Raw genomic sequence first — 25,126 nt, forward strand, 5'->3', positions numbered from 1 at the left:
CCAAAAAGAGATGAATGTCGTGACAGAACAGGAACTGGCGGAATTTGTTGCGCAGACGCGGGAGCCCTTGTCGGTACGGGGCGGCAATTCGCGGCGCATGGCGGGCCGTGGCGCGCCCCTGTCGGTGGCGGGGATGACGGGCATCACGTTGTATGAACCCGGGGCCTTGACGATGGTGGCGCGGGCCGGGACACCGCTGGCCGAGATCGAAGCGGCGCTGGCGCGCGAGAACCAGAGGCTTGCCTTTGAGCCGATCGATCACAGCGGGTTGGTCGGTGCACCGGCCGCAGCCACGATCGGCGGTGTCTTTGCATCGAACGCAAGCGGGCCGAGACGGCTTGTTGTGGGTGCGGCGCGGGATTTCCTGTTGGGTGTCCGCTTCGTTGACGGACGGGGTGTGGTGGTCAAGAATGGCGGGCGGGTGATGAAGAACGTCACCGGTTATGATCTGGTCAAGCTTCTGGCGGGGTCCTTTGGGACATTGGGCGTTCTGAGTGAAGTATCCTTCAAGGTGATGCCGCGGGTCGAGACGCAGATTTCACTGGTGTTGCAGGGGCTTGACGATATGGCGGCGGTTGCGGCCATGAGCCGTGCCATGGGCAGCCCCTATGAGGTCACCGGGGCGGCGCATGATCCGGCGGCGGCGCGGACGGTGCTGCGGCTTGAAGGGTTCGAGGCGAGTGTTGCCTACCGGAGTGCGCGGTTGCGCGAAATGTTGAAAGAGTCCGGGGCGGAAATGACCCTACTGGATGAGGCCGGCTCCGATGCCTTTTGGTGCGCGCAGCGGAATGTCGCGGCCTTTCAGCAAGAGGTGGGAGATGTCTGGCGTGTGTCGTGTAAACCCTCTGATGCGCCGGGGCTGGTGCAGCGGGCGCAGGCACAGGCGCATTTGCTGGATTGGGCGGGTGGCCTGATCTGGGTGCGGCTGCCGGCGGGCAGCGACCTGCGTGCCAGATTGGGTTCCTTTACCGGGCATGCGACCCTGGTGCGCGGTACGGATGAAACAAAGGTGCGCCTGGGTGTGTTTCAGCCGCAGCCGGCGGCAATTGCGCGGGTAAGCGCAGCCGTGCGGGCCAAGTTTGATCCAAAGGGTCTGTTCAACGCCGGTTTGATGGATGCGGTTGGATGACGCTTTTCCTGCTTTTTCTGGTTTTCTTTATCGGTGGACCGCTGGCGTTTCGCGGGTTGACCGGCGGGACCCTGGGGCAGGGCAGTTTGGGGATCGGGACCGCGGTCTGTGCCGCAACCGGCCTTGGGTTGCGCTATGGTTTGCCGGATCTTTGGGGGTACAATCCAGTGCTGACGGTGGCTTCGCTTGCATTGATCTGGTTCGCCTGGATTGGCGTGCTGGCCTATGGCGCGCAGAAACTGCGCCAGCTTGATGGCGGGCTGCGGATGCGGCGCTGGACCGGTATGATTGGTGCGGCGGGAACAACGATGCCGTGGTTCGGGCTGGTATCGGCAAATTTAATTCAGGGGTGATCCCCGCAGGTTTTCGGAGCTTTCATGCAGACCACTTTTACCGAAGAGCAACTGAGCGATCCGGCCATCCGGCGCAGCAACGAAATATTGCGTGCCTGCGTGCATTGTGGGTTTTGCACTGCGACCTGTCCGACCTATCAGGTTCTGGGGGATGAGTTGGACAGCCCGAGGGGGCGGATCTATCTGATCAAGGACATGCTGGAAAACGCACGCGAACCGGATGAGAAAACGGTCAAGCATATCGACCGCTGCCTGTCCTGTCTGGCCTGTATGACGACCTGTCCTTCGGGTGTGCATTACATGCATCTGGTCGACCACGCACGGGAATATATCGACCAACGGTACAAGCGCCCCTTTGCGGATCGTGCCTTGCGGTGGATGCTGGCGCGGATTCTGCCCCATCCGATGCGGTTTCGAGTGGCGCTGTTGGGGGCCAAGATCGGCCGCCCCTTTGCCCGCTTCATGCCGGATGCACGGCTGAGGGCGATGTTGGAGATGGCACCGCGGCATGTTCCGCCGGTCAGCCGCAATGATGATCCGCAGACCTTTGTTGCCGGAGGTGTGAGGCGAAAGCGTGTGGCGTTGATGACGGGCTGTGCACAAAAGGCGCTGAACACGGATATCAATGACGCGACCATCCGGTTGCTGACGCGCCGGGGCTGTGAAGTCGTGGTAGCCGAAGGCGCCGGCTGTTGCGGCGCCTTGACCCATCATATGGGCAAAACATCAGAGAGCCACAAGAGCGCCGCCAGGAACATTCGGGCCTGGGTGGCCGAGATTGACGGAGAAGGGTTGGACGCGATTGTGATCAACACCTCGGGCTGTGGCACAACCGTCAAGGATTACGGGCACATGTTTCGCAACGACCCTGACCTGAGCGCGGATGCGGCGCGGGTATCTGCCCTTGCCAAAGATATATCCGAAGTTCTGGTCGACCTGGATAATGGTCTCCCCCGACCGGTTGTTGCGGCGGTGGCTGACGGGCTGACCGTGGCCTATCATGCCGCATGTTCATTGCAGCACGGGCAACAGATCAAGACTTTGCCGAAGGAGCTGCTGAAACGGGCGGGATTTACGGTGGTGGAACCGGCTGAAAGCCATCTGTGTTGCGGTTCGGCGGGAACCTACAATCTGATGCAGCCTGTGATTTCGGGGCAGTTGAAAGAACGCAAGCTGCGCAATCTTGAGGCCCAAAAACCGGACATTATCGCGGCGGGGAATATCGGATGCATGATGCAGATCGGCTCGGCGGCTCGCGTGCCGGTCGTGCATACCGTTGAACTGCTGGATTGGGCATCCGGAGGGCCAAAACCCCCGGCCATAAATGACGGAAATTTGCAAAATTCCGCAATTCCGCGCCTTAGTTGACACATTTTGCCCTAATTTTGCCGCAAGTCGCAGCTATCAGCGAGGTTTCAGGCAAAAGCGGGGATAATCTGTGCGACGATGGGTGGCTCTTACCTTGATGATGACGGTCATCACATCCACGGCCCTGGCGCAGGATGCTCGGCTGAAACGTCTGGATTCAGGCGTGAATGCGACGGCCTGGGAAGCGGTGGGACGCCTGGATATAGGCGGCACCGGTTTTTGCACGGGTGCGCTGATTGCACCGCGGCTGGTTTTGACAGCGGCACATTGCCTGTTTGACCGTGATACCAAGCAACGGATTGATCACGGCAGTGTCCAGTTTCTGGCCGGGTGGCGCAACGGGCGCGCCGGAGCCTATCGCGACATAAGACGTGCTGTTGTGCACCCCGAGTTTATTTATGACGGTGATGTTTCTTCGGATCGCGTGCGCAATGACCTGGCTCTGCTGGAATTGCAGCAGCCCATACGAAATACCACGATCAAACCTTTCAGCACGGCATCCCGGCCGCGGCCGGGAGATTCAGTTGGCGTTGTGAGCTATGCCAAGGATCGTTCCGAGGCACCTTCCTTGCAAGAAGTCTGTAAGGTGCTGGCTCAGCAGGAAGGTGTACTGGTTACCTCCTGTTCGGTTGATTTCGGGTCAAGCGGCGCACCGATATTCTCGTTTCAGGACGGGGAGGCACATATCGTGTCTGTCGTGTCAGCCAAGGCCGAAGTGGACGGCAAGCGTGTATCACTGGGCACGGCGCTGGGTGCGACCTTGGCGGTGTTGCAGGCGGAACTGGTCGCCGGAAAAGGCGTTTTTCATGACGGCACGCCGCGGCGCAAACGCGTTCTGGTGGGGCAGGGCAATACGAATACCAGTGCAAAGTTTGTGAAGCCATGATGCGGTTTGGTTTTATTGCAACCGCCCTGTGTCTGGTCCTGTCGACGCTGCCGGCGCAGGCGCAATCAAGCAAGTTGCGTGCGCTGGACACCCAGAACGAGGCGGCGGTGTGGCAGGCGGTTGGCAGGTTGAACATCAGCCGATCCGGGTTCTGTACCGGTACTTTGATCGCCCCTGATCTGGTGCTCACGGCGGCGCATTGCGTTTACAACAACGCGGGCGAGTTGGCCCGTGCAGATAATATCGTGTTCGAGGCCGGATTGACCCACGGCAAAGCGGCGGCAGTGCGCAAGGTTGCCCAGATCGAGGCGCATGAGGGTTATGATCCGAAGCGCGGTCTCAACATGGATAACGTTCGTCATGATGTGGCGCTCGTACGTCTGGAGAAACCGATTCCGACGCACGAATTGGACCCCTTTGTTGTGCATCAGGGAAATGTGCCTGGTGGGCCAGTGAGTGTCGTATCCTATGGCCGGGGGCGTTCGGATATGCTTTCGCGTCAGAAGCAGTGCCAGGTTCTGGATCAGCGGGACCGCATCGTCGTGCTTGATTGTGATGTGACATTCGGGTCCAGTGGTGCGCCGGTATTCACGCATCTGAACGGGCGGGGGCGCATTGCCGCTGTCATTTCGGGAATCGGAAAACATCGGGGCAAGAAGGTCGCCTTTGGTATGACATTGCCAGTGTTGGTGTCGGAACTGAAACGTCAGATGCGGGCAAATAAACCACAATTTGGTGTGAAAATGCGCCGTGTGACAATCGGTGGCAACAAATCTTCTTCCAGCGCGAAATTTGTCCCTGCCAAGGGGTCTTGAATCCGCAAACCAGCCTCACCACATGAGTGATGTCGAGATGCCTAGTCAGGGTCTCGGCAACTGAGAAAAGGCCTGTCCAATTGTGGAAGGTCTGAACATTCAATCGCTCTAAAATGAGGATGAACATATGCGTACTTATGATTTTGCACCGCTTTATCGATCCACTGTCGGATTTGACCAGATCGCCAACATGATGGATCGTGTGCTGAGCGCCGAGACCGCCACCCCAAGCTATCCCCCTTACAACATCGAAAAACTGGATGATGATGCCTATCGTATTTCGATAGCGGTCGCGGGTTTTTCCGAAGCCGATCTGTCGGTCGAAGTGCGTGAAAAAGCCTTGATTGTCTCTGCGCGTAAAGCAGAAGAGGACGAGGCCAAGTCGTATCTGCACCGTGGCATTGCAACCCGGGCGTTCGAACGCCGCTTCCACCTGGCCGATCACGTACAAGTGACCGGTGCCGAGCATGTTGACGGGATGCTGCATATTGAGCTGGAACGTCAGGTGCCCGAAGCCCTGAAACCACGCCAGATCCAGATCGCATCGGATGTGAAGCGGGTCGAAAAGGATGTCGTGGACGCCAAAGCCGTCAACTAAAGTGGGTGCTACCTGCGCCGAACTGGCGCAAGGGGCCCTTGTTGGAAGACGGTGACAGAGGTCTTGTTTTCCTCCCCCGAAACAGACCCTGAAAGGTCCGGTGCAATTGCACCGGACCTTTTTTTGTTGAAGGTAGACAGGGTTTTCTGTTGTGCCAGGTCGGGTCAATTTGACCTGAGTGGTCGGCAGACCCGGAGAGGTGGGCCTGCCGATCCTGATTCAGTTTTGCGACAGGCTTTCTGCCAGGCGCATAAGTTGGATCGCTTCGGTGCGGTATCCAAAGGGATCGTCGCCTTTGGTGCGGGTGGCGAGAGCGATGGCATCGGCATAGGACCAATCGCCAGTATATGTGCCGTCGCGCAGCAACTGTCCAAATCCCGCGATGGCAGCGGCGAAGGATGCATTACCCACATCAGAGGTCGTAATAGCGGTTTCGATCAACTGGCTGCTGGCGTCGCCGGGTGCCTTGTAGCGCAGGCGCAGGAAGGCAAGTTCGTCATTTTCGCCTGTCGACGCTGCACTTGTTTCGGCGGAGCCGTAGCGCAGGGGGCTGTTGCGTTCTGCGGGAGACCCCTTGGGGGTGACCTCATAAATCGCGGTGACCTGGTGGCCTGCACCGATGTCGCCAGCGTCTACCTTGTCGTTGTTGAAATCCTCGCGGTTCAGGGCGCGGGTTTCATATCCGATCAGGCGGTATTCCGATACGGTGGAGGGGTTGAATTCGACCTGAATCTTGACGTCATCGGCAATCGGGAACAGTGCGCCGGAAAGTTGATCGACCAATACCTTTTGCGCCTCTGACAGGGTGTCGATATAGGCAGCCTGACCGTTGCCGTTCTGGGCCAGTGCCTGCATCGTGGCGTCATCAAGATTGCCCCGGCCAAAGCCCAGGACACTGAGGTAGGTACCGGAGTCACGCTTGTCTGCGATATAATCCTTGAGCGCCTCGGGATCGTTCAGCCCGACGTTGAAGTCACCGTCCGTGGCGAGGATCACGCGGTTTACATCACCCTTGTTGGCCATGGCGGCGGCGGTGGCATAGGCCTGTTGCAGACCTGCCTGACCCGCGGTTGATCCCCCCGCGCCGAGGTTGTTCAGGGCGTTAAGTATGGTTGCGCGTTCCGAGGCCGCTGTGGGGGCAAGAACCTGACCCGCACTGCCCGCATAGGTGACGATCGCGACCTGGTCTTCGGGGCGGAGTTGTCCCAACATCAAGCGGAAGGATTGCTTGAGCAACGGTAGTTTGTTGGGCTGTTCCATGGAGCCTGACGTGTCGATCAGGAAGACAAGGTTGAGCGGTGGCCGGTCGGCCAGATCAGGCAAGGCACCCTGGATACCGATTTGCAAAAGCTGGGTGTCGGGATTCCAGGGGGTCTGGGTGATGGACACAGTCGGGGAGAAGGCCGCATCACCCTGAGGCGCGGTGTAATCGTAAGGGAAATAGTTGATCATTTCCTCCACCCGTACGGCGTCTTTGGGAGGCAATTGGCCGTTGGTCAGGGAATTGCGGATCACGGAATACGAGGCGGTGTCAACGTCAATTGAGAAAGTCGAGACCGGGGATTCAGTGGTTATGTTTACCGGATTCGTGTCGGCGTTGGCAAAGGCTTCGGTGTCCGCCTCGGGCAAGATCACTGGCGGTTCCATGACCAACCCACTTGCTGCCGGTGCCGACATCTTGGCGCGGCTTGACGGGGCGGGGGCACCAAGCATGTTGTCGCTTGCCATCTCCATTGTGACCATCGGGGCGGTATGCTCAACGATCACGGGGGCTTCTACAACGGGTTCCGACATCTCTACCGGTTTTCGCAGTTCGGCTGGCGCGTAAGGCGCGTCGGGGGATTGTGGCAACACCCGGTCGCCCAAGGGCGACAGCATCACAAGACCAACAGCAACAATGGCGGTCGAGGCCGTAAGGCCAGCGCGGGAGGTAAGGGTATTCAGCATATTTCTAACTCCTGAGACAAGGCCCGTTTTCGGGCGATCAGAAGTAAGACGTGCGCCATCCCGCGATCCTTGGAGATCCGCGAAATTTTTTTGCGCGAGGGTGATGTTTTCTGCGCGGCGGGCAGGATCGGGGGGCGGTGTTGCACCGCTCATCAGGGATTTCAGATCGTCGAGGTCGTCGCTCATTGCGTTTCCTCCTGTCGCAGGGCTGCGAGGTGTTTCTTGGCCTGGGAAATGCGCCAGCTAATGGTGCCTTCGGGAACTCCCAGGATGTCGCTTGCCTGGGCATGGGTCATATCATCGAGAACCAGCGCCAGTGTATCGCGCAGATCGTCAGGCAAGCTGCGCATGGCGGTTGTCAGCCAGTCGATTGCCTCTTCGGTTTCGGCCTCTGCGGCGCGGCGGTTCACTTCCCAATCGCCCCAGCCACTGGCTGCTTTGGCGTGGGTGGCGGCGCGGCGGCGACGGTCGTGGGCGGCGTTGACGCAGAGGCGGTAGGCCCAGGTGGTGAATGCGGCCTCGCCCTTGTAGCTTTGCAGTTTGGCCGGTAGCGCGGCACAGATGTCCTGGGTCAGATCTTCGGCTTCGGCCTGTGATCCGGTCAGGCGGAAGCACAGACGGAACAGGCGGTCATACTGACGCTCGATCAGCGTGGCAAAGGCCGCGCCATCGCCGCCAGCGGCCGCCAGGGCCAGAGAGGTATCATCGGTTTTCATCAGCATCACCAAAGTATGACGGATGTCATTGGTCAATTCTTGGCCGATGACAATATTTTTCTGGTCTGAACGGCTTGGCAACCTTTTTGGGCGATTTAGGGCAGGTCTTTATCTGGCTGGAGTGCTGATGCGTCTGATTATACTCACCTTGATCTATTTCAGCCTGTTGGTCGGTGGTGTCCGGGGACAACCGGTTTCCTTGTTGGGGGGTGTTGGGGCAAAGTTTGTGTCGGCGCGGCCGACATCCGACCCGAATGCGCCGGGTCTGTTTATTGGCCAGCGGGTGGTCGTCACGGCGCGTTTGAAAATGCCGTCGCCGACGGGGTTGCAGGGAGCGGATGTTGAGGTGATCCGCACCATGATCGAAGAGGCGGAATCGCGTCGTGACGGCTATGATGCGGTGCAATTCGGGGCGGTGGTCAAACCACCCAAGCGGCCGACAGAGATGACATTGGCCGAGATTTTCACATGGATTGACAGCACACCGGGGCAACCGCATGCGATCGGCTTATATCAGTTTGTGCCCGATACACTGCGCCGTGTGGTGCAGGACACGGGGATCGAAGAAAATGAAAGGTTTGGGACAGCGGTACAGGACCGCCTGGCTGATGTGTTAATCATCGAAGCCGGTTTGCAGGATTTTCGCGCCGGCACGCTGGGGCGGACGGAGTTCATGAACAATCTGGCGAAAATCTGGGCCGGTTTGCCGAATTCGACCGGAAAGTCGCATTACCATGGATATGCAGGCAACAAGGCGTCGGTGACCTGGACCCGCTTTGAAGAGGTGATGGCACGGATCACACCCGAAACCGGGTGAAGGGTGGAAAGGCGGGGATAACCCCGCCTTACAATCAAACGCTCATGCAGATGTATTTCATCTCCAGATAATCCTCGATGCCGTGGTGCGAACCTTCACGGCCAAGACCGGATTGTTTCACACCGCCAAAGGGGGCCACTTCGGTAGAAATGATTCCGGTGTTCACGCCGACGATGCCGTATTCCAGTGCCTCGGCGACCTTGTACACGCGGCTGAGGTCCTTGGCATAGAAGTAGCTGGCCAGACCGAAAATCGTGTCATTTGCCATGGCAATCACTTCGTCTTCGTTTTCGAATTTGAACAGAGGGGCGAAGGGGCCAAAGGTTTCGTCCTGAGCGACCATCATGTCCTGTGTTACGCCGGTAACGATGGTGGGGGGCAGGAAATTGCCGTCCATCGCGCCATTGCCGCCAAGGATAACAGTGGCACCCTTGGCAACCGCATCGTCGATGTGTTCCTTGACCTTTTCACCGGCGGCGGGGTTGATCAGTGGTCCGAGGTCGACGCCTTCTTCGAGGCCGTCACCGATTTTCAGTTGTTCGACACGAGTCTTCAACCGGGCGGCAAAGTCGTCATAAACGCTGGCTTGTACATAGATCCGGTTGGCGCAAACGCAGGTTTGGCCATTGTTGCGGAATTTGCACAGGATGGCACCTTCGACGGCCGCATCCAGATCGGCATCATCAAAGACGATAAAGGGCGCGTTGCCACCCAGTTCCATGGAGCATTTCATCACCTGATCGGCCGCTTGCTTCAACAGGATACGCCCGACCTCTGTTGAGCCTGTGAAGGTGATCTTGCGCACAGCGGGGTTTTCGCAGAATTCTTTGCCGATGGCAGAGGACGACGACGAGGGCACCACGTTGAAGACGCCAGCAGGAATGCCGGCACGTTCCGCCAAGACGCCCATGACAATGGCGGAAAGTGGTGTTTCGGCGGCAGGGCGGGCGACAAAAGAGCAGCCGGCAGCCAGTGCTGGGGCAGCCTTGCGGGTGATCATCGCATTGGGAAAGTTCCAGGGCGTGATCGAGGCGGCAACGCCAATGGGTTGTTTGAGCACGGTGATACGCTTGTCGCGCTGATGACCGGGGATGGTTTCGCCGTAAATACGCTTGGCCTCTTCTCCGAAAAACTCGATGAAGGACGCGCCATAGCCGATTTCGCCCTTGGCCTCAGCCAGAGGTTTGCCCTGTTCGGCGGTCAGGATGACGCCGAGATCATGCTGGTTTTCCATCATCAGATCGAACCATTTGCGCAGGACGGCGGCACGTTCCTTGCCGGTCCATTTGGCCCATTCCTTTTGCGCTGTTTCAGCCTGTGCAATGGCACCTGCAACCTGTGCGCGGCTCAGGTTTGCAACCTTGGCAATCACATCACCACGGGCGGGGTTCAATACGTCGAAGGTTCCGTCGTCGCCATCCACCCATTTCCCACCGATGTAGGCGCGGGTTTCCAGCAGGGTTGGATCGGTCAACAGGGATTTCAGGTCGGTTTCATTGGTCATTGGTGTTCTCCGCTTGGTTGCGGGACTCCTTTCAATTCTGGTTCGGTTTGTCCAGTTTTTCTTGGCCCATCGGCGCATTCGGGGTTTTTGTGCCGATGCTGACCAACGGGCTGCGCAATGACTACTGGACGCCGTGCCCTATGACGTTGAAAGTAGCGGGCATGAGCATGATGGACGTGATCAGCGCATGGAGACCTAAAAAGGAGGGGCCCTTTGGAAATGGGGGAGGCATGACGCAGGTCAGACGCAATGTAGTGCAAAGGAAATGAGCGTTTCAGCTGCCATGATGCGCAACGTCACATTGTATCCTTGGTTCAAGTTTGCGCAGAATTTGTTGTTCTGGCAGGCGGTCTGGTTCCTTTATTTTCAGACGGCACTTTCTGCAGCCGAGGCCATCATGCTCTATGCGGTATATGATGTCGCAACCACTGTGTTGGAAGTGCCGTCCGGCTATCTGTCGGACCGGATCGGGCGCAGACGCACCTTGATCTTGGCTTGTGTGGCGGGCGCATTGGGTGCAGCGCTGATTGCGGGGGGGCAAGGGTTCGTCGTTTTTGCAGTGGCACAGGTCTGTCTGGGGACCAGTTCGGCCTTTGCTTCGGGAACCGACAATGCGATTTTATACGAATCCCTGGCTGCGGACGGTCGGCCCGAGCAGGTTGAAGCACAGGAAACACGCGGCTGGCGGGCGTCCCTGACCGGTCTGGCGTTGTCGGCGGTCACAGGTGGTGTTCTGGCCAGTTATTCATTCGAATTGGCCTTTGCGGCGGGTGCGGTGGCGATGCTGGTTTGTCTGGCCCTGGCCTGGTCGTTTAGCGAACCTGCCCATGATGCCACCGGGGCAGATCATTTCGGAATGGCGGCGCAGTGGCGGTATTTCAGGCACTCGATGAGGCAATCCGTTCTTGTCTGGCTCTTTATTCTGTCGGTTCTGATGTACGGGTTCAGCCATGTTCCCTTTGTTTTTGGTCAGCCATTTATCGCGCAGGCGATGGAGGGGGTGGTCTGGCCTGTCGAAGCCCCGGTGGTCAGCGGGGCGGTGTCTGCCATGATGATGCTGGTGTCGGTTGTTGCCTCGTTGATTGCAGTAAATTTACGGGCGCGGATCGGCCTGGCGGGGATCCTGTTGCTGGCATTTGCGATACAGATCGGGCTTATTGCCATGCTGGCGCTGACCAGTTCGGCGCTGGCGATTGGTGTACTTTTGTTGCGGATGGTCCCGAACTCTTTTGCGCGACCGTTTATCGTGGCACGGATTCAGCCCCTTCTGGGAGATCAGGGGCGGGCAACCTATCTGTCATTGCAGAGCTTTGCGGGAAGGTTGTTGTTTGCGGGCAGTTTGCTGTTTGCCGCAGCCTATGCGCCGGCGGGGGCAAGCATGGCCTATGGCGATATTCAAACGACATTGGCAGGCTATGCGCTTGCCGGTGCTGTGGGCTTTGCGCTGTTGTTTACATTGGTGCGCTGGGCGAGACTGGAAACCGACTGACCCCTTTTCAAGCGCATGCGGTTTTGCGACAGTTATAACAAGGAGGGATGTAAATAGTTTTTACATCCCCTATATTACGTCTAACTTATTGAAAACGGGAGTGCCGCATGGCCAATTTAGACGCACAGGTCAGGGAATCGCAAAGCCAGGTCGCCGAGGCACAAAGCAAGATTGCCGAATTGACCAGCCGGATCGAGACCGCGCGTAACAAACTCAAGAGCGGCGACGATGCGATGATGGACATCGAAAACGCCACTCTGGAAGATGTTCATGCCCATACCGAAGTGATGAATGCGAATATCGCCGAGTTGATCATGGGGCTGGACGATGTCACCGCCGGATTCAGCCGTGATTTTGACGAGATGCGGAACAAGACGGGCTGGGAGAGTTTTGTCGGGATTTTCGCCCGTGCCAAGTCGGATGCAATGCGCCAGGAACGTGTGCGCTCTGCTTCCATCGATGACAAGCTGCAGGATCTTATTTCCAAATCCGATACGATTGTGAATTTGCTCGAAGGGCAGTTGGCGATGCTGGAAGAACAGAAGGTCAAGGTCGAGGACAACCTGACCGAAACGCTGGACGAGCGGGAGATGACTGTTTCCGAACTGGAAACAATCCGAAGCGATATTCAAGGCATGGATCCGACCATCATCAAGCTGGAAAACGCGATTGCATCGGAAATGGATGCGGCCAAGCGCACCAAGCTGGAGACCGAACTGGCCGAGGCAAATACAAAGTACAACGCGCTGGTGCAGGACGAACAGGTGAAGCTGGCGAAGTCACAGACGCTGGAGAGGTATATCGAAAAGGGCAAGACCTGGATCGATTCGCTGCAAAATCAGGCAGCGACGCAGATGGTGCTGATCAACAAGTTGCAGACGGATACCAAGCAACGTGTTGTTCTGTATGACGCTTTGACCAAGTCGCTGAAGACCGCACAGCAGCAGGACGTGGCGCACCGGATCAACGAGATCGGCGTCAAGACGGATCAGGAGGCGCAATCGGCCATGGCCGGGATTGGTGCGGCGACCAACGCGCGCATGGCCGAGATGATGGAGAAACACGAGGATCACATGGTCTTCGCGCGTGAGGTACTGGAGGCGAAAGCCAAGGCCGACGAGAGGTTCGCACGGCGGTTCCAGAAGATCATCGAGAAGCATGACAGCAACCAGTATGGGGCGTGAGACATTAGGAAGATCAGCTTGGCTGTTTGCCACGGCTGGCATTCTTGTTTTTCCCCTGTTGTTTGTAGATGTAATTTCCGAAGGGTTTCCGCTGCCTTTCGAGATCGTGGTTGCTGCCTTGCTTTTTACGTCTGCTTTCGTTTTCCGGGAACCGGGCCGTTCCTGGTTTAGAGGTGATCAAATTGACTGACCTCGTTCACGATCATGTCGACCTTTCCGGTACCTATGGGTCGCGCCGGTATTTCCGTAAATTCGAAAACATCATGCAGTATATGTTGCATGTGGCGGGTGTGATGGAGGCCGAGGGCAAGCTGAACCCTGACGAGGTGAATATCCTTACCCGCTATGCGGCGAAGTTAAATCATACGTTCAAGGCTTTGGGCTTGAAATATCTGCTGGCTGGGCGTGAGACAGGGCGGTTCTTTGGTGCGCTGACCATGGATGTGCGCGACAGCGGTTTTCCGGTGGCCGAAGAATTGATGACCATGGCAAATGATGCCCAGCGGGCGCAGAGGCTGTTGGAGGATATGGCCCCGGTCGAGGCGTTGAAGGACCAGATGGTGCAGACCATTCTGAGCGAGCGCAAGGTGCCGACGAAGCTGCAGTTTTCTCTTTCCCAGCGGCTCTATTACGAGGAATTGGCGAAGGGTGATCTGTTTTGGGTCCAGAATGATGCGCAGTCGCAGTGGTTGGGCAACATCGCCGAAAGACGACGCCAGTTCCGACTGCATTGGGCGACTTATGACAGTCAGGTGAACTTGCCGGTGATTTACATGATGGAGGTGGAGGACAGCGGGCGCATTGGCTTGCCCAAAGACCAGCGGCGCTGGCCGGAGGTGCAGGCGCACCTGAGTGCGCAGGCGCTGGGCGGGCTGAAGCTGTTGACCATCGCCAAGGGGTTTGACGAGGATTTCGACGATCTGCACCCCAAAAGATTGCGGCGGTTCCATCTGGGGCCGATGTATTCGCATTCCTACACCCGTCAGGCAGGGCCGTTGCGTTCGGTTCTGGCGGAGGCCAAGGCCCCCGAAGGACAGGACTGGGCGTTGGTCTGGACCGAGGAGGAACTGGTCTCGGATCGGGTGGTTGCGCAGAAATCAGGTTGGTTTTCGACGGTGGAGCGTGAAGTTTTCGCGCTTGATCCCTTTGCGGCCAACGGGCCGGATCTGGGGGCCACGCGGCAGGAGCGGTCGATCATTCTGCCGCAGCGGGTGTTTCAGGTGCTGGATGAAAAACAACCTGCGGGGTTTGCCTCGGTACGCAAGTTTGTGGTCAGTGCCAAGGGGCGGGTGTTGCAGTATTGACCTGCGGGCGCGGTCTGTGTGGTTTTGTGTCGGATTCGAGTTTATTGGCAAGATGAAAGAGGGGGACGCGCGATGAGCCGGACGTCAGATGCGATGGAACTGCGCGAAGAGGATATTGCCGGTCATGTGGGGATGGCACAGGCTTTGTTGGAGGGGTTCGACCATGCGCCGCGGATCGGCACGGGGGCCGGTGGCGAGGCGGTGGAGCGGTCTTCGGGAATCGGGACGCGGCGGCGGTTCCGGTCGACCACGCCGGGGTTGGTGACCCGGCGCCGGGTGACGCCGGGGGCGGTGTCCCTGATTGCGCGGGTCGAGGGCGCGGATGGCGATGATGCGCTGATGTCCCCCCTGCAGGCGACGGTGTTGCATGGGCTGCGCCGCGCGATTGCGATTGCCCTGGCGGTAGCTGAGAATGTTGCGGAACAATCGGGCTTGGGCGACCTGAAGCGGGCGAACCTTGAGGGATCTTTGCCTGCGGCGCGCAGGGGAGAGTTTGCCGAATTGCTGGCGGCGGAGGCCCTGGTCACGCTTTATGTCTTTGGCAATGCGGCGGCCTATTTTATGTCGGCGCATGTGCCGGAAGTTGCTGTCGAGGTCGGTGAGGTCGAGGAGGTGTTGATCGACAACGGGCAGACCGCATTGCATGGTGCACTATGGGAATTGGATCAGAAGATTTCGGCACATGGCGCGGATGATGCCCATGTGGTGGCGACGGTGGCAGCGTTTGCCGAATCCTTGATGGAGAAGGTTGCGCTGCGTGCGCAGACCGCATCGCGGTTGGAGGGGTTCAAGGCGGCAAGCTGGCGCGTGGAGGCGGATGATTTCACCGTTTCGGGGTTTTCGCCTGCGTCCAAGGCGAAATCGACCACGCTGACGATGACGTTCAAAAAACCCAACGAGGTTGTCGGCAACCATATTGCCAAATATCAGGCGATGAAGTTGGCGAAGATGCTGATGGCCTATGACTTTGACCGGCGGCTCAACCCTTTTGCGGAGTTGGGCGGATTCATCTTTACCTTCATGGGGGATGGCGCGCCGGGGACGGGCAAAACTACGCTGATTCAGATGATGGCGGGGTTGATTTCCGAATACTGCAATAACGCGGGCTATCCGTTTCGCTATCAGAACCTGAGCACGGATAATATCGACAGCTATCAGGGCAAATCGGGGCAGAACGCGAAGGCGTTTATCAATAATATCATTGATCCTGGCGTCATTGGTTTTGGCACGATTGACGACATCGACCAGTTGGCGGGCAAGCGCGGCGACAGGCAATCCTCTGCCGGACAGTTGGAGATTACCGCCGTGCTGATGGAGAGTTTTGCGGGGGCCAATACCGTTGTGCGCGGGAATTGCACGTTTGGGATGTTTTCGAATTATCCCGAGAATGTGGATGATGCCTTGCGCCAGCGGGCGGGGGCGCGGTTCCTTGTGGACGGGCCGCAGACGCGGGAGGATTACGTGGATATTCTGTACCTGCTGATGGGCAAGAACCATGATATTCCGCTGGGTGATCATCAGGTGTTCGAGGCGCAGGCGATCAAGAAAGCCGTTGCCGCGTCCTTTGAGGGGCATTCGAAACCGCATGAGGCGGGGTTACTGACGGTCTATAACGCCGTGCAAGAAAAGATCGGCGCGCTGGACACGATCAACAAGCTGGGCACGTATCTGAAGGCCATTCAGGAGGCCGATCCGCGCTTTACGGGCCGGGCGATCAAGAACATCACGGATGCGGTGAAGGTGCGGGCGATGGACTTTGAATTGCCCGATGAATGGATGGAGCAGCCGGATTTGTTCCTGTTCAAAGGGTATGACGAGAAGAAGGCGATGATTGAGGGGATGCGCCAGCCGATCACGGTGGAGATGGTGGTGCAGGAGATCAACCGCTATGCGGATAGCGAATTCCGCTATGCGGATAAGTCGGATGAGGTGGCGATTAAGAACGCGGTGCGGGATATGCAGCGGATGGAGGCGGCTAAGAAGCGGTATTTGAGTGGGGGTGCGGAATGAGTAGCCTAACACCTGTTTCGGAGGCGTTAACGGCAATGGCAAATTGGATGATGGCGTTTGCAGCTTGCGCAGGTGCCCTAGTAGCGTTCTCAGGCCTATATTCTTGGAAAAAACAAGGAAAATGGCAGAAAAAGTATGAGATATTAAAAGAGGCTCTACTCGGTGTCCGAATGCGGCATGAGGCGTTCCAAATGCTTCGCAGTCCATTATTCTTCGCAGGTGAATACGAAGCTGAAAATCTTAATAATACCAAAGAGAAACTGGGAGTTTGGAGCGAACAAGTTGTTATAGAAAAACGAGCACAGAATTTAAGAGAGGCCCGTGAAAAACTTTTTCCGACAAGGATAGAAGCTTCAGTAATATGGGGACGGGAAATCGAAGGTTACTTCGAGGAGATAGATAAGATCGAGGTGAGAGTTTTCGCGGCTTTTCGCTCATTGAATGTTGGAACGCGAATGCCTGCAAGAGCTACAGAGGCTGAGGTAGCATTTAGAAGAATCGCATATTCTTCCTCGGATGACCCTATCGGTTCAGATTATGCGGAAAAAATCAGACATCTAGAGAGCTTTCTTACCAAAAAGCTTGAGAAACTGCTTAAATGAATCACTTTGCACACTGCAACCTAATGTCTTGCCATCCTTCCCCCTCAGCACATCATGCGCCCTTCCCCATGGGGGGAAGGGAAGGGCGCGCATCTGCTTTGCAGATGCAGGATAGACTGAGGGCGCAGTATGGCAGGAGGGTGATATGCAACGGTTAATCAAACACGGCCTCATGTTCGGCAACCTGTTCCACGTGCATTCCCCCGCGCTGGTCGACCGCTATAACCGTGCGCTGCACCATCTGACCGGCAAGCGCACCGATCTCACCGACTTCCACATCGACATTTCGGGGTATTCGCCGGAAGTGGGTGATGACCTAAGCGACCACGCCTACCTCAACCACCAAGGCGTCAACCGTCAGTTTATTCTGCTCAGTATGGAGCAGCGCACCGCGCCTTTGCTTAACATGAAATTCTCGACCTCACGCGCGATCCTGCAAGACTTCATCGCCGAAAACGAGGCGCAGTTGTTTGCCCTGACGGCGCGGGATGCGGTGGCGGGGGAGTTGGTGAATTCGGTCTATGATGTCACCACGCCTGCGCGTCTGTTTGACATTCGCCGCGTTGAGATCGAGGCGGATACGACGGCGGGCACCGTGAAAGACGCTGAGAAACTGGGCGCGATGGTGGACCGGTTCAAGACGGAGCCGGATGGGTGGTTCGACGATGTGCTGATTGCCGAAATGATCACGCTGGCGGGAAAAACCGGTGATGTGCTGCGCAACCCGGTGCGGCTGAAACAAATGTCTTTTGATCAGCGCAACTTCTGGACGGCGCATTTTGGCGGGCTCTATGTGTTTCAGGACCTGGAGCATCCGGCGGTGATTGTGCCATCGGGCAAGGATCATCTGGGCACATTGCCGGTCAAATACACCTTTGATGGGGACGATCGGAACCAGATTGCAAAGTTCTTTGAGTATAATGACCTCACCGAAACGATTGTCGAAGGGCGCAAGGACGCGGCAGCGGCGATCCTGCGTCAAAAGATGGATTTCATCCTGGTTGATGCCGTGGCGGGCCAGGGGGATCTTTCAGGGGCGACACGGGCGGATATGCGACGCCTTGCGCGGCGCTATCATGACGTGTTGCCAGAGGAATTTCATGCGCTGGGCGCGCTGGTGAACTGGGCCGAGAACGGCGGTAAATGGCCGCGCATTTCTTCGGATCATCCGGCGTATTTCTATACGTTGCGGGCGGCAGATACCAAGGATGCGGCGCTGGTAAATATGTTGCTGGCTGAACTGGCGCCCAAGGATGCGAGGCAGATGTTCATCTGCCACAAGGAATTATTTTATGCGACCTACAAGCAATGGCCGGAAGCGAAGAAGGCATACGTTGTAGATTTCCTTGTGGCCGAGTATCAGGTGGACAAGGCTGGCGCGCGCCAAACGTTGTTCGGCCATGACGCCCCGATGGCAGAGCCTGTGGCAAAACGTGATATGATTGCGCGGGTTGGCCCATGGGGCGCGGTGAGGAGAAACAGATGATCGGATTTATCCGTCTATTCGGGATACTGTTTATCGCGTTGACGGTGATCTATGTGTCGCTGTCGCTGTACAGCCGGGCGGTGCGCAAATCCAAGCTCAAGCAGAAGTGGTACGAGGGCAAGCAGTTGGTGGACCGTGATACCTTTGTGCAGCGGGGGCTGGAACGCTATGACGGGTCGATCCGGCGCAAGTTGATTCTGGGCGTGTATATCGTGCCTGTCGGGGTGATCGCGCTGATCATCTATCTGACGAATTTTACCTGAAAGGTTTGCCGATGTTTAGGGTTATCAAGTGGGTTTTTTGGGTGACGTTCTGGGTCCTGGTTGGGGCCATGTTTCATTACACGCTGCCGCAGGTTGATATTGTGCGGGTGACGGACACCTACGAAAAACGAATTGATCCGGGCGAGAATTCATTGTTCTGGGCGCAGGCGGATATCGGGACGGACGGCACGGTAGCGAACCGCGATGTATTCTTTATCCAGACCCGGCGCGCCAAAGGTGACGTGATGGTGTACCGCAACGAGGATACCGGTTGGGGATGGCCGCCGTATTTCAAATTCGACACTTCAAATTTGCAGGCTGAAGCGGCGGATGCGAAATCGACAGCGGATGCCCCACAATATTACGCGATCAAACATTACGGCTGGCGGAACGAGTTTTTTACGATCTTCCCGAATGCGATTTCGATACGGGCGGTTGCGGGGCCGGATGCGTCCAAGGGGATTCCGTTCCTGAACATCTTTATCCTCACGCTGTTTGCAGCAATTGCCTGGGCGATCTGGGTGCGCTGGCGCAGATTCCGAATGGCGCGGATTGATCCGACTCTCGAAGCGATCGAGGATGATATGGCCGAAAAGAGCGGTGCCGTCCGGCGCTGGCTGGGATCGTGGAAAAAGAAGACCTGAGCCGTCTAATCTGCGAAGAGATAATCCGTCGAGGCGATTTCAAGTGCTTTTTCCGGCGGCACCGCGAGGAAGGTGGTCAAGGCGTCGGCGTTTTTTTCTGCTTCGGCCGTTTCGCGCATGCGCGTCAGATGTTCGAACTGAGCGTCGCGGATACGGTCGCTTTCGAATACCATATCATTGCGGATCGTGGGCAACAGGCGTTCCAGTGTATCCGCCGAGGTTTGATCCCCCGCCAGGCCAACACGCATTGCATGACCGGTCAGGTAATCATCAGAGAATTGGCATTCGATTTCCAGAATGCGGGTGACAGAGCGGTCCGCCGCAAAGTCGTTCAGCAGATCAAGGTTGGCGGGATCCATACAGATGATCAGTTTGTCGGTTTCGAAGTAGTCAAACAGCATCCGCATCAATGCGCGCCGGTGTCGGTGGCGTTTTTCGAGCGTATTCTGGATGCCGCCCAGGTCGGGCAGCGGTGTGTCCTCTTCGTTGAAGAGATATTCAATGGCGGGCACATTTGTGACCTGCCGAATGCGTTCCAGCACGCGTTTGGCAACATGCCATTTCTTGCAGACCACAATCAGAAGTTCGCGTTCGCGCCCCAAGGTGGATTCGGTTTCCCAGAACCGAGTGGCAAAGCGACGCCCGACGCGGCCACGCCCTGACAGGAACTGGAACAGGCTGCGCCCTTCGTTGCTGATCTGATATTGAACGCTTTGCGCAACATACAGCAATCCAAGGCGGCGTTTCAGATCCTGTGCTTCGGGGCTGATCTTGCGGGCGAAAAGATAGTCCTGGGACAACAGCAACTCATAGTGATCGTTGTAAAAGGTGACCGGCATGCCGTAGTCGGTAAACATCAGGAAAGTGAGGGTGCGGGAACGGATTTCCTTTTCGGGAACCAGATGGCGCACAAGGGTTTGGAAGAAGGTTTCATCGGGGATCCAGGTAGTGCGGAAAAACCGCGCCACGTCACGGCGTTCGCGCACGAACTTGAGCACCGCCTCAATGGTGCGTCGACGCAGGCACCACCATTGCGACCCGATCATGATTTGCAGGTCTTTCGGGATTTCGCGTTCGAGGCCAAAGCGTTTTTGCAGTTCGAAGAGGAAGTAGAACAGCTTTTTGTGCTCTCGCTCGTTCACGAAATGGCGATAGATCAGGCGCTCTTCCTTCCAACCGGTCTTGATCCAGTCGCTTTCGAAGTAGTCGAAACTTTCGATGAAGTCCGCATCGTTTTCGTCGAGAAATTTGTGCGTATATTCCGCGGATTTGATCGCCATGCAGTCCCCTGACAACATGTAGAAATGCGAGGCACGGGGAAAGGCATCGACAGCGGATTGCACGGCATTCAAGGTCGCCTGAACCAGTGACCATTCCCCCCAGCCGCATTTGATGCGTTTTTTGGCAAAGGTGACGTTCTGGTTGTCCTTGAGGGCCTCTTTGATTTGCTTGAAATGGGCGGGCTTTGCCGAGGCGTCAAAGTGGATCGACATATAGTCACCAACCGCAGTCAACCGCTCCGCTTGCCGGATGACGGCATCGGGGTCCTTGTGGCAGAGAAGAATATAGGCGATTTTTGCCATTTTATGGACGATGGCCCCTTTTGCCTTTGATTGTTTCGTTGATAAAGGGGATGACGGATTGAATAAACACCATTAATTTGCTTTTTTAAGCCAATATTGAACTGTTGCCAAAAGCAGTCATCACAACAGAGGGCGTGCAGAATGGGGTTTCCAGGGACCTGGATGACGGAGAGTGAGAGCGTGGTGTACCGTGTGGTGCCCAAATGCGCCTGTTCGACCATCGGGCAAATCATGTTTTATTCTGATCACGGGACCTTTTTTGACGGGGATATCCATGATGCGCAAGCGGGTATGCACAAATGGGCGCTGGAGGCGTCACAGGTGCCGATTACCGCGAATGTGACAAACCATTCCTCTTATTCCTTTACCTGCGTGCGCAACCCTTACACGCGTATCCTGTCGTCGTTCTTTGATAAAATTTGCGGGATTCAGCGGAATGGCAAACGCTATCGCGGCAACCTTGTACCGTTGTTGATCCAGAAATATGGTATCGATGTGGGGGGAGAGGACGGCAAACAGGAGTTTGACCAGATCCAGAGTTTCCGACGGTTTTTGTTGTTTGCGCGTGATACCATCCGCTGGCGTCGTCCTATGGACCCGGATATTCATTGGTCCGCCATGTCTGGCCACGTCAGCACGTTTATCGTGAACGGCGGATCCTATGACAAGATCGTCTGGACCGAAAAGTTCAATGAAGGCATGCAAGAGGTTCTGGATTCGATCAAGACTCCGAAAGAGGTCAAGATCGAAGACATCCCGCGGTTCAACGAAAGCGAAGGCCACGGGCCTAAACGTGCGCATCCGGTCGAGGATTATTTCGACGATCTGTCGATGCATCTGATCCGCGAGATCTACAAGCGCGACTTTGACCTGTTCAAATATGATTTCGACAATCCAGGCAACAAGATGCCAATTGGCGAGATCGACCTGGACGAAGTACACGCCAAACTGGGTGATTGACAGGCAGGCACCAGTATCTTCGCGCCAGAATTACATGCGGCCCCAACCTGCATCTGCCGATTGCCCAAGGGGAGACCGGCAGATGGCGGCGGTGCGATTACAGTTCTTTCTTGAGGTCAACGCGCTTTTTCTTTGCGGCCTTGAATTTGGCCGAGGCGTCGTTGGCAGCCTTGGTCGCTTTTACATATTTCGTCATGGCCGCCTGAAAGGTTGCGTCGGACGATGCCATGTTCGATTTTAACGTTTCATAACGCTTTTGCGTATCCTTGAGATCCTTTTTGACCTTTTTCAAGGTTTTCTCGGCTTTGCCGATTTCGGCCCCATCGGCAATCAACGCGTCAATTGCACCAGCGGCGGACATCAGTTTGCCGGATCCTTTCCCAACCAGATCAACGGCACCTGCATATTCGCCGGCGGCGGTTTTGACCCCCGCGCCGGTTGTCGGCCCGGTTGGCCCGAGGGCGGCATCAGCGGCCAGTCGTGTCGCGGCAGTGCCGAGGACGAGATAGGCCAGTTGAGCCCCCTTGAGTGCGGGCAACACCGAAGTCACGCCGGTTATGGCGACATTGATGGCGCGCTGTGCCTTGGCGCCTGTCACATCCCGTTTGGCTGATTTCAGCTGTTTTTCAAGTTTGGGAATGTCGGCCTGCAGTTTTTTCACCTGCGCCTGCTGGCTTTTGACGATAAGTGCGAAGAGGATCAAAAGACCGGCCGCCTGCGAGGCGGTCTTGTGGGTGTTGTGGGCGGTGAAGATCGCGTTGCTTTCTTCCAGGATCATGATCGAAGTGTTGAAGGCATCCATTGCGGCCTGGGCCTTTTTGACGCGACTCATGGTCAGTTCGTTTTTCTCGATGTCCTCAAACGCCGCGTCGCATTTATCATATAGCTTTTCAACGATGTTGTAGTCTTTCTTGTAACTCGAAACCAGTTTCTTGGGGTAATGCGCGATTTCGGCGCTTTTCAGGTTCACATCCGTAACGTCCGTGACGTCGCTATAGTATTCTTCGATGTTCTCACGGAAAAAATTCAGGGCTTTGGTCTTGAACTCAGTGCTCATGGCAAAGGGCCTCCGGTAAAATAATTTTGAAAACCTGGAATAGATTGTGGTCTAGGTTGTTTGCACTGCCAGCGCCCTCAGGGTGAAATCCACTGATACGTCTGTCAGTGAACAGAACTTAGGAAAGCTGTTTCAGAGAAAGAAGCGGCATTGCTGCAAGGGGTTTATGCAGAAATGCCCATAGCCGAGGCGATCAGAGCAGAAAACCGGACTCGAAGGACTCTCTCAAGGTTGCGATGATCGCCTGTGTGCGGTGGGTTTGGCGCGTATCGGGATGAGCATGAAGATGCAAAACGCGAAAAAAGGCGGGCTGGTGGCCGCTGATCCGTTTCAATCCGGGGTCATTTTCGCCCAGACACATCGGCAAGAAGCCCTTTCCGATCCCTGCGCGTACCGCCGTGCGTACCAGTTGCGCATCCAGAGCGGTGACGCGAATTTGCTCCTGTTCGGCCCGGTGTTTTTCCAGAAAGTGGACCGGTGCCCTTTTGGGTGAATCCTCATCAAAGAAGGACACCCAGTCGAGAGTCCGTTCTTCGATGTCCTTGTGGCAATAAAGGGCAAAGGGAACCGCGCCGAGCGGTTCGGCGATGTCGCCGTGTCGTGGCGGGGCCTCAAACCACAAGGAAACCGTGGCATCCGATTGAACGGGCACGTCGGATTCCTTGAACAACAAGCGCACGGAGATGCCGGGAAAGGCGTCAAGAAACCCTGGCATCACCTTTTCCGTCAAGCGGTCCAATATCCATGCGTTGCTGAGGATGCGGACAAGGCCGGAGGGTCCTTTTTCCTCTTCGCAGGCCTGTTCGGTGATGTGGTCTATACTGCGTTCTGCTTTGAGGGCGAGGGGCAAGAGCCTTTCGCCCACTTCGGTCAGTTGCAAACCGCTTTTTGAGCGTTTGAACAATGTCGTTCCGAGGGCGGTTTCCAAAGCAGACAACCTGCGGCTGACAGTGGATTGGTCGAGGTCCAATTGTACCGCCGCACGTGCGATGGAGCCTGAGCGTTTGACCGCCAGTGCAACCTTGAGATCATTCCAGTCCAGGGACATGAACACTCCGCTTTGATTTAGCCATCAATCTCGTGACACACCGGTTGCGCATGCCACGGATGGCGATGCCCAAACCTAAAGTACTCTTGTCAGTTTGGATAGGTTTTCGTCCGTCCGGCGGGAATTTCAAAGCTCTTTGACCGTTCAAGGCCTCAGTTTGCTTGCATGACGCCCTGCGGCATCCTACATCCCTCTTCATGAGCCAGGTAAAATCGTCTTCCAAATCAGACCCGAACTACAAGGTCATCGCCGAAAATCGCCGCGCTCGGTTTGATTACGCGATCGAGGACGACATAGAATGCGGAATCATCCTTGAAGGATCAGAGGTGAAGTCGCTGCGCATGGGCGGGGCCAATATCGCAGAAAGTTATGCCGCAGTCGAAGATGGTGAATTGTGGTTGGTGAACAGCTATATCGCACCTTACAAACAGGCCAAGACCTTTGGGCATGAAGAACGCCGCCGGCGCAAGTTGCTGGTCAGCCGCAAGCAACTGTCGGATTTATGGAGTGCGACGCAGCGCAAGGGGATGACCCTGGTGCCGCTGGTGATGTATTTCAACCATCGTGGCATGGCCAAGATCAAACTGGGCGTCGCCAAGGGCAAACAGAACCACGATAAGCGAGAGACAGCGGCAAAGCGCGACTGGTCCCGGCAAAAGTCGCGATTGATGAAGGATCATGGCTGAGGCGCTGACCCTTATCGGGTTTCATCACTCCGTTTATACTTGGGTTGTGCGTTTTGCGCTGGCTGAGATGGGGCTAGAGGCCCGTTATGTTGAAGCTGACCCCTTTGCGGTGCCACCTGATCCGGTGTTGGCCCGCTACACAGCTTTGCGTCGGGTGCCGGTGCTCTGCGACGGGGGGTTCTGTTTGACCGAAACGGCGGCAATCCTGCGCTATCTGGATCACCTAAGCGATCGCCCGACATTCCAGCCCCGCGATGCCAGGGCTGCGGCACAGATGGTGCAGATCATGGGCCTGGTGGATGCGGATATATATCCTATCCTGATCCGGCAGGTGTTTTCAGGCGGTTACTACCGTCCGGTGGTCATGCAAGAACCGGGCGACTCCGAACAGGTTCACGCGGGACTACAACGTGCTGCACCCTCCTTGACCGTATTGGATCAGATTGCGCGCGAGGGGCGACAGTTGAGTGGCGAAGTTCTTTACCTGGCTGATTTTCATCTGGCCCCGATGCTGTCCTATGCGCTGCGGGTGCCCGAAGTGGCTAAGGTGATTTCAGCCTATCCCAGTCTGGCGATGTGGTGGGCAAAAATTGCCAGTCGCCCGGCGCTCAGCGCCAGTGATCCTCTTGCCGTTTGAGTGATCCGAGGATAGGCAGGGGCGACCCTGAACGCAAAGG

The 25,126-nt window shown here is 56.7% G+C and carries 24 protein-coding genes; 18 read left to right on the plus strand and 6 right to left on the minus strand.

Features of this window, described 5'->3' with window-relative positions; all coding sequences use genetic code 11:
• The first annotated feature begins 10 nt into the window (after nucleotides 1-10).
• The 6 genes from OS190_RS02565 to OS190_RS02590 all read left to right on the plus strand — a co-directional run bounded on the left by OS190_RS02565 (nucleotide 11) and on the right by OS190_RS02590 (nucleotide 5,149).
• Complete coding sequence (locus tag OS190_RS02565; protein WP_267157094.1) at nucleotides 11-1,129, plus strand: FAD-binding protein; 1,119 nt, start codon at nucleotides 11-13, stop codon at nucleotides 1,127-1,129.
• Nucleotides 1,126-1,482: a hypothetical protein gene (locus OS190_RS02570; RefSeq protein WP_267157095.1), complete on the plus strand. Its 357-nt coding sequence runs from the start codon at nucleotides 1,126-1,128 to the stop codon at nucleotides 1,480-1,482. The genes OS190_RS02565 and OS190_RS02570 overlap by 4 nt, the downstream gene beginning before the upstream one ends.
• Nucleotides 1,483-1,506: 24 nt before the next feature.
• Nucleotides 1,507-2,850, plus strand: coding sequence for a glycolate oxidase subunit GlcF (gene glcF / locus OS190_RS02575; protein ID WP_267157096.1), 1,344 nt, complete (start codon nucleotides 1,507-1,509; stop codon nucleotides 2,848-2,850).
• Nucleotides 2,851-2,947: 97 nt separating this feature from the next.
• On the plus strand, nucleotides 2,948-3,736 hold the full coding sequence (locus OS190_RS02580; RefSeq protein WP_267157334.1) for a trypsin-like serine peptidase: 789 nt from the start codon (nucleotides 2,948-2,950) through the stop codon (nucleotides 3,734-3,736).
• The gene (locus OS190_RS02585) at nucleotides 3,736-4,551 is read left to right on the plus strand and encodes a trypsin-like serine peptidase (protein WP_267157097.1); all 816 of its coding nucleotides are present in this window, start codon (nucleotides 3,736-3,738) and stop codon (nucleotides 4,549-4,551) included. The genes OS190_RS02580 and OS190_RS02585 overlap by 1 nt, the downstream gene beginning before the upstream one ends.
• Nucleotides 4,552-4,678: 127 nt before the next feature.
• The gene (locus OS190_RS02590) at nucleotides 4,679-5,149 is read left to right on the plus strand and encodes an Hsp20 family protein (RefSeq protein ID WP_267157098.1); all 471 of its coding nucleotides are present in this window, start codon (nucleotides 4,679-4,681) and stop codon (nucleotides 5,147-5,149) included.
• A 219-nt stretch (nucleotides 5,150-5,368) separates the two neighbouring features.
• Here OS190_RS02590 and OS190_RS02595 read toward each other — a convergent pair whose 3' ends face one another.
• Both OS190_RS02595 and OS190_RS02600 read right to left on the minus strand, forming a co-directional pair.
• Nucleotides 5,369-7,282, minus strand: coding sequence for a vWA domain-containing protein (locus OS190_RS02595; RefSeq protein ID WP_267157099.1), 1,914 nt, complete (start codon nucleotides 7,280-7,282; stop codon nucleotides 5,369-5,371).
• Nucleotides 7,279-7,812: an RNA polymerase sigma factor gene (locus OS190_RS02600; RefSeq protein WP_416237360.1), complete on the minus strand. Its 534-nt coding sequence runs from the start codon at nucleotides 7,810-7,812 to the stop codon at nucleotides 7,279-7,281. The genes OS190_RS02595 and OS190_RS02600 overlap by 4 nt, the downstream gene beginning before the upstream one ends.
• A gap of 127 nt (nucleotides 7,813-7,939) precedes the next feature.
• Between OS190_RS02600 and OS190_RS02605 the strand changes: the two genes are divergently transcribed.
• Nucleotides 7,940-8,629 carry a lysozyme family protein gene (locus OS190_RS02605; RefSeq protein ID WP_267157100.1) on the plus strand — a complete coding sequence of 230 codons (690 nt, stop codon included), beginning with the start codon at nucleotides 7,940-7,942 and terminating at the stop codon, nucleotides 8,627-8,629.
• 34 nt (nucleotides 8,630-8,663) lie between these two features.
• Here OS190_RS02605 and OS190_RS02610 read toward each other — a convergent pair whose 3' ends face one another.
• The gene (locus OS190_RS02610) at nucleotides 8,664-10,133 is read right to left on the minus strand and encodes an NAD-dependent succinate-semialdehyde dehydrogenase (RefSeq protein WP_267157101.1); all 1,470 of its coding nucleotides are present in this window, start codon (nucleotides 10,131-10,133) and stop codon (nucleotides 8,664-8,666) included.
• A 265-nt stretch (nucleotides 10,134-10,398) separates the two neighbouring features.
• Here OS190_RS02610 and OS190_RS02615 point away from each other — a divergent pair, with 265 nt between their 5' ends.
• From OS190_RS02615 to OS190_RS02650, 8 genes are all read left to right on the plus strand, one after another.
• Nucleotides 10,399-11,622, plus strand: coding sequence for an MFS transporter (locus tag OS190_RS02615; protein WP_267157102.1), 1,224 nt, complete (start codon nucleotides 10,399-10,401; stop codon nucleotides 11,620-11,622).
• A 107-nt stretch (nucleotides 11,623-11,729) separates the two neighbouring features.
• Nucleotides 11,730-12,806 (plus strand): coiled-coil domain-containing protein, encoded by a 1,077-nt coding sequence (locus OS190_RS02620; protein WP_267157103.1) that lies wholly within the window; start codon nucleotides 11,730-11,732, stop codon nucleotides 12,804-12,806.
• 182 nt (nucleotides 12,807-12,988) lie between these two features.
• Nucleotides 12,989-14,110, plus strand: coding sequence for a hypothetical protein (locus tag OS190_RS02625; protein ID WP_267157104.1), 1,122 nt, complete (start codon nucleotides 12,989-12,991; stop codon nucleotides 14,108-14,110).
• A gap of 72 nt (nucleotides 14,111-14,182) precedes the next feature.
• Nucleotides 14,183-16,120 carry an AAA family ATPase gene (locus OS190_RS02630; protein WP_267157105.1) on the plus strand — a complete coding sequence of 646 codons (1,938 nt, stop codon included), beginning with the start codon at nucleotides 14,183-14,185 and terminating at the stop codon, nucleotides 16,118-16,120.
• Nucleotides 16,117-16,722, plus strand: a complete 606-nt coding sequence (locus OS190_RS02635) for a hypothetical protein (RefSeq protein ID WP_267157106.1) — start codon at nucleotides 16,117-16,119, stop codon at nucleotides 16,720-16,722. Before OS190_RS02630 ends, OS190_RS02635 begins: the two co-directional genes overlap by 4 nt.
• A 145-nt stretch (nucleotides 16,723-16,867) precedes the next feature.
• Nucleotides 16,868-18,208: a DUF6638 family protein gene (locus tag OS190_RS02640; protein ID WP_267157107.1), complete on the plus strand. Its 1,341-nt coding sequence runs from the start codon at nucleotides 16,868-16,870 to the stop codon at nucleotides 18,206-18,208.
• The gene (locus OS190_RS02645; RefSeq protein ID WP_267157108.1) at nucleotides 18,205-18,471 is read left to right on the plus strand and encodes a hypothetical protein; all 267 of its coding nucleotides are present in this window, start codon (nucleotides 18,205-18,207) and stop codon (nucleotides 18,469-18,471) included. Before OS190_RS02640 ends, OS190_RS02645 begins: the two co-directional genes overlap by 4 nt.
• A gap of 11 nt (nucleotides 18,472-18,482) precedes the next feature.
• Nucleotides 18,483-19,115: a DUF1523 family protein gene (locus tag OS190_RS02650; protein ID WP_267157109.1), complete on the plus strand. Its 633-nt coding sequence runs from the start codon at nucleotides 18,483-18,485 to the stop codon at nucleotides 19,113-19,115.
• A gap of 5 nt (nucleotides 19,116-19,120) precedes the next feature.
• Here OS190_RS02650 and OS190_RS02655 read toward each other — a convergent pair whose 3' ends face one another.
• Nucleotides 19,121-20,698 (minus strand): DUF5928 domain-containing protein, encoded by a 1,578-nt coding sequence (locus OS190_RS02655; RefSeq protein ID WP_267157110.1) that lies wholly within the window; start codon nucleotides 20,696-20,698, stop codon nucleotides 19,121-19,123.
• Between the two features lie 141 nt (nucleotides 20,699-20,839).
• Between OS190_RS02655 and OS190_RS02660 the strand changes: the two genes are divergently transcribed.
• Complete coding sequence (locus tag OS190_RS02660) at nucleotides 20,840-21,658, plus strand: sulfotransferase family protein (protein WP_267157111.1); 819 nt, start codon at nucleotides 20,840-20,842, stop codon at nucleotides 21,656-21,658.
• A gap of 97 nt (nucleotides 21,659-21,755) precedes the next feature.
• Here OS190_RS02660 and OS190_RS02665 read toward each other — a convergent pair whose 3' ends face one another.
• Both OS190_RS02665 and OS190_RS02670 read right to left on the minus strand, forming a co-directional pair.
• On the minus strand, nucleotides 21,756-22,715 hold the full coding sequence (locus tag OS190_RS02665; protein WP_267157112.1) for a hypothetical protein: 960 nt from the start codon (nucleotides 22,713-22,715) through the stop codon (nucleotides 21,756-21,758).
• 193 nt (nucleotides 22,716-22,908) lie between these two features.
• Nucleotides 22,909-23,763, minus strand: coding sequence for a LysR family transcriptional regulator (locus tag OS190_RS02670; protein ID WP_267157113.1), 855 nt, complete (start codon nucleotides 23,761-23,763; stop codon nucleotides 22,909-22,911).
• A 197-nt stretch (nucleotides 23,764-23,960) separates the two neighbouring features.
• Between OS190_RS02670 and smpB the strand changes: the two genes are divergently transcribed.
• Nucleotides 23,961-24,449: an SsrA-binding protein SmpB gene (gene smpB / locus OS190_RS02675; RefSeq protein WP_267157114.1), complete on the plus strand. Its 489-nt coding sequence runs from the start codon at nucleotides 23,961-23,963 to the stop codon at nucleotides 24,447-24,449.
• Nucleotides 24,442-25,086: a glutathione S-transferase family protein gene (locus OS190_RS02680; protein ID WP_267157115.1), complete on the plus strand. Its 645-nt coding sequence runs from the start codon at nucleotides 24,442-24,444 to the stop codon at nucleotides 25,084-25,086. The genes smpB and OS190_RS02680 overlap by 8 nt, the downstream gene beginning before the upstream one ends.
• The last annotated feature ends 40 nt before the right edge of the window (nucleotides 25,087-25,126 follow it).

It is taken from the genome of Sulfitobacter sp. F26204 (assembly GCF_026410305.1).
In the GTDB taxonomy this organism is placed as follows: domain Bacteria; phylum Pseudomonadota; class Alphaproteobacteria; order Rhodobacterales; family Rhodobacteraceae; genus Sulfitobacter.